13 protein-coding genes are annotated in these 12,683 nt (G+C 54.0%); 3 read left to right on the top strand and 10 right to left on the bottom strand.

Annotation, left to right across the window (positions count from 1 at the left end; genetic code table 11):
* Nucleotides 1-31: 31 nt before the first annotated feature.
* Nucleotides 32-364: a ChiQ/YbfN family lipoprotein gene (gene chiQ, locus HV261_RS18935; RefSeq protein ID WP_005121405.1), complete on the top strand. Its 333-nt coding sequence runs from the start codon at nt 32-34 to the stop codon at nt 362-364.
* A gap of 51 nt (nt 365-415) precedes the next feature.
* On the opposite strand, the gene tcuB is transcribed toward chiQ, so the two are convergent.
* The 8 genes from tcuB to ybfF all read right to left on the bottom strand — a co-directional run bounded on the left by tcuB (nt 416) and on the right by ybfF (nt 6,814).
* Nucleotides 416-1,528: a tricarballylate utilization 4Fe-4S protein TcuB gene (tcuB, locus tag HV261_RS18930; protein WP_202039138.1), complete on the bottom strand. Its 1,113-nt coding sequence runs from the start codon at nt 1,526-1,528 to the stop codon at nt 416-418.
* Nucleotides 1,515-2,918 carry an FAD-dependent tricarballylate dehydrogenase TcuA gene (gene tcuA / locus HV261_RS18925; RefSeq protein WP_202039137.1) on the bottom strand — a complete coding sequence of 468 codons (1,404 nt, stop codon included), beginning with the start codon at nt 2,916-2,918 and terminating at the stop codon, nt 1,515-1,517. Before tcuA ends, tcuB begins: the two co-directional genes overlap by 14 nt.
* 97 nt (nt 2,919-3,015) lie before the next feature.
* Nucleotides 3,016-3,942, bottom strand: coding sequence for a tricarballylate utilization LysR family transcriptional regulator TcuR (gene tcuR, locus HV261_RS18920; RefSeq protein ID WP_202039136.1), 927 nt, complete (start codon nt 3,940-3,942; stop codon nt 3,016-3,018).
* Nucleotides 3,943-4,077: 135 nt separating this feature from the next.
* Nucleotides 4,078-4,524, bottom strand: a complete 447-nt coding sequence (gene fur / locus HV261_RS18915) for a ferric iron uptake transcriptional regulator (protein WP_003022836.1) — start codon at nt 4,522-4,524, stop codon at nt 4,078-4,080.
* A complete protein-coding gene (locus HV261_RS18910; RefSeq protein WP_100247215.1) occupies nt 4,517-4,603 on the bottom strand; it encodes a ryhB-regulated fur leader peptide in 87 nt (28 codons plus the stop codon). The genes fur and HV261_RS18910 overlap by 8 nt, the downstream gene beginning before the upstream one ends.
* A gap of 210 nt (nt 4,604-4,813) precedes the next feature.
* Complete coding sequence (gene fldA, locus HV261_RS18905; RefSeq protein WP_003022839.1) at nt 4,814-5,344, bottom strand: flavodoxin FldA; 531 nt, start codon at nt 5,342-5,344, stop codon at nt 4,814-4,816.
* A gap of 280 nt (nt 5,345-5,624) precedes the next feature.
* A complete protein-coding gene (gene ybfE / locus HV261_RS18900) occupies nt 5,625-5,912 on the bottom strand; it encodes a LexA regulated protein (protein ID WP_005121400.1) in 288 nt (95 codons plus the stop codon).
* A 128-nt stretch (nt 5,913-6,040) separates the two neighbouring features.
* The gene (gene ybfF, locus HV261_RS18895) at nt 6,041-6,814 is read right to left on the bottom strand and encodes an esterase (RefSeq protein ID WP_202039135.1); all 774 of its coding nucleotides are present in this window, start codon (nt 6,812-6,814) and stop codon (nt 6,041-6,043) included.
* A gap of 196 nt (nt 6,815-7,010) precedes the next feature.
* On the opposite strand from ybfF, the gene seqA reads away from it, so the two are divergent.
* Together seqA and pgm are read left to right on the top strand one after the other, a co-directional pair.
* Nucleotides 7,011-7,553, top strand: a complete 543-nt coding sequence (gene seqA / locus HV261_RS18890; protein ID WP_137384485.1) for a replication initiation negative regulator SeqA — start codon at nt 7,011-7,013, stop codon at nt 7,551-7,553.
* Nucleotides 7,554-7,577: 24 nt separating this feature from the next.
* Nucleotides 7,578-9,218 (top strand): phosphoglucomutase (alpha-D-glucose-1,6-bisphosphate-dependent), encoded by a 1,641-nt coding sequence (gene pgm, locus HV261_RS18885; RefSeq protein ID WP_101742411.1) that lies wholly within the window; start codon nt 7,578-7,580, stop codon nt 9,216-9,218.
* 99 nt (nt 9,219-9,317) lie between these two features.
* On the opposite strand, the gene kdpE is transcribed toward pgm, so the two are convergent.
* Together kdpE and kdpD are read right to left on the bottom strand one after the other, a co-directional pair.
* Complete coding sequence (gene kdpE, locus HV261_RS18880; protein WP_202039134.1) at nt 9,318-9,995, bottom strand: two-component system response regulator KdpE; 678 nt, start codon at nt 9,993-9,995, stop codon at nt 9,318-9,320.
* Nucleotides 9,992-12,676 (bottom strand): two-component system sensor histidine kinase KdpD, encoded by a 2,685-nt coding sequence (gene kdpD / locus HV261_RS18875; RefSeq protein WP_202039133.1) that lies wholly within the window; start codon nt 12,674-12,676, stop codon nt 9,992-9,994. Before kdpD ends, kdpE begins: the two co-directional genes overlap by 4 nt.
* Between the last annotated feature and the right edge of the window lie 7 nt (nt 12,677-12,683).

The following is a 12,683-nucleotide window of genomic DNA, read 5'->3' as shown; positions in this document are numbered from 1 at the left end:
GCAAGCCTGCCGTTTTGTTGAGGAGTGTGTTATGAAAAAGCTGATACTCATCGCCGTCATGGCATCAGGGCTGGTTGCCTGCGCGCAATCACCCGCGCCGAAAGAAGATAGCCGTCTTAAGGAAGCCTACAGCGCGTGTATCAATACCGCGCAGGGCTCGCCGGAGAAAATCGAAGCCTGCCAAAGCGTGTTGAATGTGCTGAAGAAAGAAAAACAACACCAGCAGTTTGCGAATGAAGAAAGCGTGCGCGTACTGGATTACCAGCAGTGTATCCAGGCAACGCGTACGGGTAACGATCAATCCGTTAAGGCGGATTGTGATAAGGTCTGGCAGGAAATTCGCAGTAATAATACGGCGAAATAAAACGTGGTATGAACAAGAACGGGCGGAGAGATATCTTCGCCCGTTTGCATTTTAGCGTCGTTTTTCAATTGTCCACTTGAGTAATGCCGCACAACGGTAAAATCCATGGGCGAATTTTCCGTATGGGATGGTCAGAAATAGCGCCATCACAACACCAAGATGAATAGCAAGCAAAATAGCCATCCATGAGGTATCTCTGCCTGCCAACAGCGCTAAGCCCGTCAGACTCGTCAGTAGCAGCAACAGGATAAAACCGCGGTCCATCGGCTTTTGCCTTGCGTCACCCTGTAGCGGTGAGCGTTTAAAATTCAGCCATAGCAAGCCTGCTGGCCCTATAATCAGACCAATCCCGCCCAAGATGCCAAGGATGACCGGGATGCTGAAAAACGGGTAGGGGGCTTCTATGCCGGCAAAGTAGTGGTAGCCTGTCGCCACGACGGTGGCGGCAAAACAGAGCATAAAACCGTAGAAAGTGGCGTGATGAAACCGGCGGCGCATCAGGGTGAAAGCATCATCCGCTTCGTTACACCCTTTACCGTGCCCACCATCGAGATATTTCAGCGTCAGCGCATTGTGTGAGGCTTCAGCAATGTCAGCAGAACGCGGCATCCCCGGAGAAATTTCCCGCCAGAAGCGGATAACGCCCGCCATCAGCAGCCCCATCGCCAGAATAAAGACTGAACCAAACATCCATGCCAGCAGGTTATGCGGGAAAATTTGATAAAAATCTCCAGCCAGCGGAGGATGGAACAGGGAACCTTTTAACCCCATGGCAAGAAGTAAAAACAGGATCAGGCCAAAAACCAGCGACAGCGTTACGGTCATGCCAGCCCGGCGGTAAAGCGCGCCAAAGGCGGCGGGTTGCGTATAGTGTTGATAGGTTTCCAGCCTTACTTCTGCCATTGCTTTCGGTACATTGATAGCAAATTCATGGGGCGGCGCGTATTGACACGCGTGCAGGCAGGCACCGCAGTTATGGCACAAGTTCGCCAGATAGTTGATATCCGCTTTAGCGAATTCCAGACGCTGAGTCATCGCCGGGAAAACGGCGCAAAAACCCTCACAATAGCGGCAGGCATTGCAGACTTGCATGACTCGTTCAACTTCTGCTTCCGGCTCGGTTAGCATTTTCGCTTCGATAATTAATTTTTCAAGCGGTTGCATGATGTGCCTCCTCACGTGCTGCCAGCGCGGCTTCTTTTCCGGCAATACGGCCAAAGGTGGTCCCTATCGACATGCCTACACCTGCGGTGTAGCCTTTTCCCAGCACGTTGCCCGCCATCATCTCTCCGGCGACGAACAGGTTACGGCTTGGCTGCCCGGCAAAATGCACCGCGGCGTGTTCATTCACCTTTAACCCCAGGTAGGTGAAGGTGATCCCCGGACGTAAGGCATAGCCGTAGTAAGGCGGCTGGTCCAGCGGTCGCGCCCAGTGTGTCTTCGCGGGGGTTAACGCTTTTGTCGTGCAGTTATCCAGAATGGTATGGTTGAACTGGCCGGGCTGACAGGCGTTGTTGTATTCCGTCACGGTGTGGGTAAAGTGTTCGCCATTCAGCCCCAACTGATGAGCCAGTTCCGCCAGTGTATTGGCCTGTGCGCCAGGAAAAACTGGAGGCATGAAGTGGCCGATGGCTTTACTGTCGATAATGGAGTAGCCAATCTGTCCTGGCTGCTGGGCGACCAGACGTCCCCAGATGGCGTAGCGTTTGGGCCAGAAATCTTCGCCTTCATCATAAAAACGATCAGCGTCACGGTTGACGACTATGCCGAGTGAAACGCAGTCCACGCGGGTACAAATCCCGCCGTCATATAATGGCGCTCTGGCGTCAATAGCTACGCAGTGTGACTGGGAGGGTTCGCCAATAATGTCCGCGCCGGCATCGATCATAAATTTGAGTAGTACGCCCTGATTAAAGCGCGTGCCGCGAATGAGGAAGTTATCCGCAGGCCATTCACCACGGGCGTTCTCACCCCAGGCTTCTCGCAGCCATTCGCGGTTAGATTCAAACCCGCCAGCAGCAAGCACGCAGGTCTTTGCCGGAATGCGCTCTTTGCCTGCCAGCGCCGCCACGAACTCGCCATTATGCAGTTCAAGCGCCTGCACCGGTGTGTTATAGCGGATTTGCACGCCCAGCTTTTCCGCGCTGCGATAATAGGCATTGACGAGAGCTTTCCCGCCCCCCATAAAAAAGGCGTTGGTTCGCGCCACGTGTAAAGCGCCAGAGAGTGGAGGTTGAAAATTCACGCCGTGCTGGCGCATCCAGTCGCGGCAATGTGATGAGGTTCGGATCACCAGGCGTGCCAGGGCTTCGTTGGTGTTTCCCTCTGTTACGCGCTGCAGATCTTGCCAGAACTCCTCTTCCGGATAGCTTTCCACCAGTACATCCTGTGGCGCATCATGCATACAGCGTAAATTACGCGTGTGCTGGGAGTTTCCTCCGCGCCATTCACGCGGGGCCGCCTCAAGCAGCAGTACCGAAGCGCCTTGCTCCCGGGCGGTTAAAGCGGCACATAATGCAGCATTGCCGCCGCCAATCACCAGAACATCAACCATCGCATACTCCATTACTACTTAACCAATTGTTAAGTTTGTAATTAAAATGTATACGAGTAAGTTGTGGGGACGCTATGACGTAATGCTAAACAGCCCTTTAATTATTATAAAGGGTAGCACCTGGCCAGCGTCCAGATTCCACCAGTTGATGCATCACTTTGGTGAGTACCACACGGGCAGCGAGACCTGCTGGGGTGAGTTCATCGTCAGAAAGGCTGACTAAAAAGTTGGGGCGGCTAAGTATGGGATTATGGATGCCGACCACTCTTAATGTCTCTTGATCGAGATGGGAAATCGCCGCGCCGGGCTGAAGTGTGGCACCGATTCCGCTGCGAACGGCGTGCATCAGTAGCGTCAGGCCGTCAATTTCTGTGGCGATCTCAATGTTCAGCGCATGCTCCTGGCTGATAGCATCCAGTCTGCCGCGCAGACCATGACCTGGGCTTGGCATTATCAATGGAATATTAACCAGTTCGGCTGGCGCAATAGTGTCATCCGCAATACCTGCCAGCAAGGTATGAGTACCAATCAAAAATAACCGTTCCTCAAGAATCGCTCTGGCGCTCCAGCGCAGGATTTTTTCCTTCTGAAAGACCACGGCCAAATCAATTTGACGGGTATTAATCATTCGTTCCAGATTGCCAGAGAGACTTTCCACTACATGCAGGCGGACATCGGCATAGCTTTCCCGCATGGCGTTGATGAAAGGCATCCCGAGCACGGAAGCGGTGCTGGGTGCCATGCCGACGCTGACGTGCCCGGAAAGTCTGGCCTCCCGTGCGGCGAGGATCGCATCGTCTGCGTGACGGAGCGCCAGTTGCGCCTGAGAGTAAAAAGCCAGTCCAGCGCTGGTGGGCGTCACGCCACGAGAGGTTCGTTGCAGCAGACGTATGGCGAGTTCGTTTTCCAGGCGGGTCATTTGCTGACTGAGCGCCGAGACACCGATATTGAGATCGAGCGCCGCGCTGCCCATGCTGCCGGTTTCAACAATGCGCACAAAATAGCGTAACTGGCGAAGTTCCATTTCGACTCTCCGATGAAGGCAATTGATTTTTACATTAAAGCAACACAGGAGCGGTGGGAAGGGGAAAGGGGAAAGGGGCAGGTAACGCCCATAAAAAAAGCCAACCGGAGGGTTGGCTTTTCAGAAAGCATTACATTATTTGCCGTCGTGGGCGTGCTCATCTTCGCGGCAATCGCCTTCAGCGCAGTGACCGTACAGATAGAGGCTATGGTTAGTTAAACGAATGCCATGTTTAGCCGCAATCTCACGTTGACGCGCTTCGATGGAGTCATCGCTGAACTCGACCACTTTGCCGCAGTCAAGGCAAATCAGGTGATCGTGGTGATGTTGCTGGGTCAGTTCGAAGACGGATTTTCCCCCTTCGAAATTGTGGCGGGTCACGATACCGGCATCATCAAATTGGTTCAGCACGCGATACACGGTCGCCAGACCAATTTCTTCACCCATGTCGATCAGGCGTTTGTATAAGTCTTCCGCACTGACGTGATGGTTATCCGGTTCCTGAAGAACTTCCAGAATCTTTAAACGAGGAAGCGTTACTTTCAGGCCAGCCTTCTTTAATGCGGTATTGTTGTCAGTCATGCGGAATCTGTCCTGTAGCTAAACGGTTCACTTCATTAACAGAAGTGACAGAAATTGCACTTGAGATAATGCGGATCATTATAGAACTGCCACGCCTAAATGAAAACTGCAAGTCTCTGGCAAATATTGTTAATCAAAACGTGGTATCACCGACAAACACACTGTGCAATACCCGATTGGCATCCAGCCATTGTACAGGGTCAGGCGAAAAAGTTACAAATTTGTAGCAATTATTTTGATTGGTTTTATCTATTGATGCGGCGCAGATGAATATCTACGCCGCACGAAATCAGGCATTGATGATTTCGTCGAGGTGCAACTCTTCAGAGATCTGCTTAACCCATTTTTCTACGCGTTCTGCGGTCAGTTCCGGCTGGCGATCTTCATCGATAGCCAGACCGACAAAGTGGTCGTCATCTGCCAGACCTTTGGACGCTTCAAAATGGTAACCCGCCGTTGGCCAGTGGCCGACAATGGTGGCGCCGCGCGGCTCGATGATGTCGCGGATGGTGCCTAACGCATCACAAAAATATTCTGCGTAATCTTCCTGGTCGCCACAGCCGAACAATGCCACCAGTTTACCGTTAAAATCAATGTCTTCGAGAGTAGGGAAGAAGTCGTCCCAGTCGCACTGCGCTTCACCGTAGTACCAGGTTGGGATGCCGAGCAGCAGAATGTCATACCCTTCCAGGTCTTCTTTGCTGCTTTTTGCAATGTCATGTACATCGGCAACGTCTTTACCAAGCTGTTTTTGAATCATTTTTGCGATATTTTCGGTATTACCGGTGTCGCTGCCGAAAAAGATGCCAGTGATTGCCATGAGTAAAATAACCTCTTGAAACTTATTGAAATGGTGGTGGCGCATTGCCCACGGATAAGGGCAATCATAGCAGAACAGTCCGGCATGCGGAAACAGCAAACACGCAGGACTGCACTCTGTGCTACACGATTTATGATTTATACCCGTCATACTTCAAGTTTCAGGTGCGTTGGCTGCGCTCACTCACCCGAATCACTTACTACAGTAAGCTCACCGGGATTCGTTCATTTGCCGCCTTCCTGTAACTCGAATTATTTGGGGTATAGAGCAGAAATTCAGACTATGCCTGACCGCGCAATGCGGTGAGTTGGTTCATCAGCATCTCTTCGATGAGTTCACTGCGACTCATGTTGCGCGCTTCCGCCAGCTCATTCAGAGCGTCAACGGCATCCGCGTTCAGTTTCAGTTCGACACGCTTAAGCCCGCGAACTTTATCGCGTTTCAGCTGATTACGTTTGTTAATACGTAACTGTTCATCACGCGAAAGCGGATTGGTTTTGGGTCGTCCCGGGCGACGCTCCTGCGCGAACAGATCTAATGTCGTACGGTCCGTTTGTTCTTTGGCCATGATCTTGGTGACTTCGGGGAAACAATCAGCCAGGCGTCTGCCCGGATGGATAGCGCGCCATAATACATCAGCAGGGGAGGCGCGCCAACGCCCACGCACGTAATCGCGCGCAGACGCTGAGTTTTTAATCAGTTAACCTTCTCACTCAGATAACGACGGATAGCACGCAGCACCGCTTCTGGTTTTTCTGCATGTACCCAATGGCCTGCGCCGGCAATAACGTGGGCGCGGGCCTGCGGGAATTGCGCCAGTAGTTGCTCGCGATACGCTGCGGTCACATAAGGTGAATTACCGCCAGGGATAAACAACGCCGGATGTTCCCAGGCGGGAATGGTTTCCCATCCCACGATATGGGGATATTGATCCCACAACACAGGGACGTTAAAGCGCCACTCGCCGTCAACAAAGGATTTCAGCAGAAACTGGATCACGCCTTCTTCTTGCAAATGCTGGCGCATGACGCTCGCGGCCTGCTGGCGCGAGGACGCCTGGGCATCTGTTACCGCGTTAATGGCGGCAAAAATCTCATCGTGGCGGCGTACGTGATAGTCAACCGGTGCAATATCGATAGCGACCAGTTGATCGATGCGTTCCGGCGCCAGTGCGGTCAGTGCCATGACGGCTTTGCCCCCCATGGAGTGCCCAATAAAGGTCGCTTTTTCGATCTGTTGATCGTCCAGCGTATCCAACAGATCCTGCGCCATGGCCGGATAATTCATCTCTGGTGAGCGGGGCGAAAGGCCATGGTTTCGCATATCGACCTGGATGATATCGTGATCGGCTACCAGGGAGCGCGCCAGTATGCCCAGATTATCCAGACTGCCAAACAGACCGTGAACCAGGACGATGGGAGAATTATTGTGCGGGTTTTGCGCAGATTGCGCTCGGATATTCAATTTCATGGCAAAGTTCTTTTTTTCACACTCACGGGTTAGGGTATCATGTTGACCATTCTGCCACATGGCTGCAACAACTACGGTTACTCCGAGTTTTGCTGGTCACCAGGCTCGACGCTATCCGCTGTTAGGATTTGCCTTTACACTACAGCGTGTAAAGTCCTGACAACTTGTATTCAGCCAAACATTGCACTGGATTAAGATGAAAACGATTGAAGTTGATGATGAACTCTATAGCTATATTGCCAGCCACACCAAGCATATTGGCGAGAGCGCATCCGACATTTTACGGCGTATGTTGAAGTTTTCCGCCGCATCACAGCCTGTCTCTCCGGTAGTAAAAGAAGTCCGCGCCGTGCAACCTGTCGTGGAAGCCAAGCCGGTTAACCCCGCGAAAGACAAAGTGCGCGCCATGCGTGAACTGCTGCTTTCCGATGAATATGCGGAACAGAAAAAAGCAGTGAATCGCTTTATGCTGGTGCTGTCTACACTGTACTCACTGGATCAACACGCGTTTGCACAAGCAACAGAATCGTTGCATGGCCGCACGCGCGTCTATTTCGCAGCGGATGAACAGACGTTGCTGAAAAATGGTAATCAAACCAAACCGAAACACGTGCCAGGCACGCCATATTGGGTGATCACCAATACCAATACCGGCCGTAAATGCAGCATGGTTGAACACATCATGCAGTCAATGCAATTCCCCGCGGAGTTGATTGAAAAGGTTTGCGGAACAATTTAATCCTTGCATTAGAAGGACCAGGCAATGGCAATCCACAACCGCGCAGGTCAACCTGCGCAACAGAGTGATTTGATTAACGTCGCCCAGTTAACGGCGCAATACTATGTACTAAAACCGACGGCAGGGAATGCGGAGCACGCGGTGAAGTTCGGTACATCCGGACATCGCGGTAGTGCGGGTCGTCATAGTTTTAATGAGCCGCATATTCTGGCTATCGCTCAGGCGATTGCCGAGGAACGTGCGAAAAACGGGATTACTGGCCCGTGCTATGTGGGCAAGGATACCCACGCGTTGTCTGAACCGGCATTTATCTCTGTACTGGAAGTGCTGGCGGCGAACGGTGTTGATGTCATCGTGCAGGAAAACAACGGCTTTACGCCAACACCTGCCGTGTCGAATGCTATCCTGGTCCACAATAAAAAAGGCGGTCCGCTGGCTGACGGTATTGTGATCACGCCGTCCCATAACCCACCAGAAGACGGCGGAATTAAATACAACCCGCCAAACGGTGGCCCGGCAGATACTAACGTCACTAAAGTCGTAGAAGACAGGGCAAATGCACTGTTGGCTGATGGTCTGAAAGGCGTGAAGCGTATCCCGCTGGATGCCGCACTGGCATCCGGTCATGTTAAAGAACAAGACCTGGTTCAACCCTTCGTGGAAGGGCTGGCAGATATCGTCGATATGGCGGCAATCCAGAAAGCGGGTCTGACGCTGGGCGTTGATCCACTGGGGGGTTCCGGTATCGAATACTGGAAACGTATCGCTCAGCACTACAACCTGAATCTGACCCTCGTTAACGATCAGGTCGACCAGACTTTCCGCTTTATGCATCTTGATAAAGACGGCGCCATTCGTATGGACTGCTCCTCCGAGTGCGCGATGGCCGGTCTGCTGGCGCTGCGTGACAAGTTCGATTTGGCGTTTGCCAATGACCCGGACTATGACCGTCACGGTATCGTAACGCCGGCTGGACTGATGAATCCGAACCACTATCTGGCGGTCGCGATCAACTACCTGTTCCAGCATCGCCCACAGTGGGGCAAAGATGTCGCTGTGGGTAAAACACTGGTGTCCTCCGCGATGATCGATCGTGTGGTGAACGACCTGGGACGTAAACTGGTCGAAGTGCCGGTGGGTTTCAAATGGTTCGTTGACGGTCTGTTCGACGGTAGCTTTGGTTTCGGCGGCGAAGAAAGTGCGGGGGCATCTTTCCTGCGTTTCGACGGTACACCGTGGTCCACTGACAAAGATGGCATCATCATGTGCCTGCTGGCAGCGGAAATTACGGCAGTGACAGGCAAGAACCCGCAAGAGCATTACAACGAACTGGCGGCGCGCTTTGGTGCACCGAGCTATAACCGAATTCAGGCTGGAGCCACCTCCGCGCAGAAAGCGGCGTTGTCTAAGCTCTCTCCGGAAATGGTGAGCGCCAGCACGCTGGCGGGCGACCCGATCACGGCGCGTCTGACGGCAGCGCCAGGCAACGGCGCATCGATTGGCGGCCTGAAAGTGATGACTGACAACGGTTGGTTTGCCGCACGTCCGTCAGGCACTGAAGACGCTTACAAGATCTACTGCGAAAGCTTCCTCGGTGAAGAACATCGCAAGCAGATTGAGAAAGAAGCGGTTGAGATTGTCAGCGAAGTGCTGAAGAACGCGTAAATCCTCTGCCGGATAAGACGCTTGCGTCGCTATCCAGCATGAATAACAACAAAGCCGGATAGCCTGGGTGCTGATCCGGCTTTTTTATTCAGTGCATATTCACGGCATGAACCGGTAGCCAATCCCGGTTTCGGTCAAAAAATGGCGTGGACGAGCCGGGTCCAGCTCCAGTTTCTGGCGCAGATGACCCATATAGATACGTAAGTAATGGCTGTGCTCAACGGCATTCGGTCCCCACACCTGATTCAATAACTGGCGTTGGGTCAGCACTTTTCCGGCATTATTGAGCAGTATGGCCAGCAGGCGAAACTCAATTGGCGTCAGATGAACCTCCTCAGCCCCGCGATGAACCAGACGCGCGGCAATATCCACCTTTACATCAGAAAATTGCACCACGGGATCAGGGGAGGGGCCGGTAGCGTGGCGGCGCAGTGCAACACGTAAACGAGCCTGCAGCTCGCCAATGCCGAATGGCTTGCTGAGATAGTCATCGGCACCGGCATCCAGCGCGGCGATTTTATCGCTCTCTTCGCTGCGGGCTGACAGTACGATCACCGGGATCGCGCTCCACTGCCGCAGGTCGCGGATAAAATCAATACCGTCACCGTCCGGAAGACCGAGGTCGAGAATGATGAGATCGGGTTTTCGTGTGGCGGCTTCCAGCAGACCACGTTGCAACGTTTCTGCTTCATACACACGCAGGCCATCAGCTTCCAGCGCGGTGCGCAGAAAACGACGAATGGCTTGTTCATCTTCAACAATCAGTACGTTTGTCACATATCCTCATGAAAATCTTCAAGTTCAGGGGGGGCTTCCTGCGTCAGTGTAACACGGAAACACGCCCCTCCCTGCGGACGATTATGCGCAGAAATCGTGCCACCGTGCACGTCGACAATCGCCTGACAAATTGCCAGCCCCAGCCCAACACCCGGTACCGATGATTCTTTGTTTCCACGGGAAAACTTGTCGAAAATACGCTGCTCCAGGCCGGCAGGAATACCGGGCCCATTGTCCCAAACATCCAGCAGCAGATGCTCACCGTCGACCTGGGCGTCGATACCGATTTGCGCCTGCGGACCGGCATATTTGACGGCATTTTCCAGTAGATTAATCAGCACCCGCTCAAAGAGTGGTCCATCAACGTGTATCAGCGTCAACGGCTCCGGAAGTGACAGGTTAATGGGTGTTGCCAGCCCAGGCTCCAACATTTGCAGGGCGCTGCCTACCACTTCTTCCAGCGTTAGCCACTCTTTCTTAAGATTAAAGCCGCCAGACTGGATTCGCGCCATATCCAGCAGATTATTGACCAGTCTGGTGGTATTAAGCACGTGCTGGCGGATCTCGCTGGCCTGGCGAGCGTGTGGCGAACCTTCACTGGCCAGATCCAACGTTAATATCTCCGCCTGACCGAACAGCACCGTCAGCGGCGTGCGTAAATCGTGGGACAGGGCGGCGAGCAGCGCATTGCGAATACTTTCTCGCTCGCTGGCAAAGCGCGCCTGCTCTTCACTGGCCGTCAGAGTCAGGCGCTCCAGCGCACTGGCTACCAGCAGGGTGAAGGTTTCCAGCAGACGTTGCTGTTCCGGGATCATCAGCTGACGCAGGTTTCCTGGCTCCACCACCAGTAGCCCATAGGTTTTATCGGCGCTTTTTAACGGCAAAATTTGATAGGGAACGCCGGGTAATGTGTCGGTGCCGGCACCGGCCATCTGCCCCTTGTCAAAACTCCACTGGGCAATGGCATCATCCCACGGCGTCATACCCTGCTGATGCGTCAGGGGAACCAACTTACCGTTTTCGTCTGGCAATAACACCCGGCTACGGGCCTGAAACGTTGAGGCAATAAACTGTTCGCTGGTAGCCGCGATATCCTGTTGGCTGCGCCCTACAGCCAGTGCTTTCGACATCTCATACAGGTGCCGCGTTCGTTGCTCACGATAGCGTGCAACCCGGGCCTGATAACGCACCCCCGCGGTCAGATTACCGATAACCAAACCGACCGTTAGCATCACGGCAAAGGTAAGCAGGTACTGGACGTCAGACACGGCAAGCGTGCCGCGTGGAGCAATAAAGAAGAGATCAAAGCTGGCGACGTTGATAAACGTGGCCACCACCGACGGCCAGCGCCCGTAGAACAGGGCGATCACCACCACGCCCAGTAAATAGAGCATCACCAGGTTGGCTGCGTCAAATGCGACCAGCCACTGCATGGCAATCAATGTGGTAACAGCACACAATGCAGCGGCGACCACGCAACCCTGGATTTGTACCCGCCATTTATCCTTAAAGGTGCGGTTATCCGTGGTTTGTAATGTCTGACGAGAAGGGGGATCGTCCAGTGCGACAATCATCAGGTCGAGATCCGGTGCGCGATGAGCCAGCTTGTCTGCAAAGGAATCGCTGCGCCACCAGCGACGGGTTGTCGGACGTCCGAGCACAATTTTCCCCAGGTTGTGTTCCCGGGCATAACGGACAACGGCTTTATCTTCGGCAGGGTCGGAGAGGGTGGCGGTTTCCGCCCCCAGTTCCTGCGCCAGTCGCAGCGCGCTTAAGATTGCCCGCCGCTGTTTTTCGGGTAGCCGGTGTAGCGCCGGTGTTTCAACATAGACCGCATGCCAGACGCTGCCGAGACGCGCCGCCAGGCGCGCGGCGGCTCGCACCAGTTTCTCGCTGCCGGTGTTGTGTCCAATACACAGTAAAATGGCATCGCGGGTATGCCAGACTTTTTCTTCTCCTGGACGCCCCCGCCAGGCTCGCATCTGATCGTCTACCCGATCGGCGGTGCGTCGCAGAGCAAGTTCGCGCAGCGCTATCAAATTACCTTTGCGGAAGAAATGCTCAATAGCACGCTCTGCCTGACCGGCAATATAGACCTTGCCTTCGTTCAGGCGCTGGCGCAAATCGTCGGGTGGGAGATCGACCAGGACCACATCGTCAGCGGCATCGAAAAACGGGTCAGGAACGGTTTCGCGCACCTGAATACCGGTAACGCCGCTGACCACATCATTCAGGCTTTCCAGATGCTGAACGTTAACGGTGGTAAAAACATCAATCCCGGCTTCCAGCAGTTCTTCAATATCCTGCCAGCGGCGGGGGTGGCGTGAGCCTGGCGCATTGCTATGCGCCAGTTCGTCCATCAAAATCAGCGCCGGGCGGCGGGCGAGGGCGGCATCAAGATCGAACTCGCTGATATGCCGCCCACGGTGTGCCTGACGTTTCAGCGGTAGCACGGTGAGACCGTCCAGCAGTGCGGCGGTCTCCTTGCGCCCGTGGGTTTCCACCACGCCAATCAGCACATCCAACCCCTGCGACCGTAGCCGTTGTGCCTCCGCCAGCATGGCCCAGGTTTTCCCTACGCCCGCACAGGCGCCAAAGAAAATTTTCAGTTTTCCCCGGTGCGGCGCGGTGGTCTGCTCCAGCAGGCGATCGGGGTCGGGACGTAGGGGTTCGCTATGCATGTCCTTT

The sequence above is a fragment of the Citrobacter sp. RHBSTW-00671 genome, assembly GCF_014103415.1.
Classification (GTDB): Bacteria; Pseudomonadota; Gammaproteobacteria; order Enterobacterales; family Enterobacteriaceae; genus Citrobacter.
This window is presented reverse-complemented; position numbering and strand designations above follow the sequence as displayed.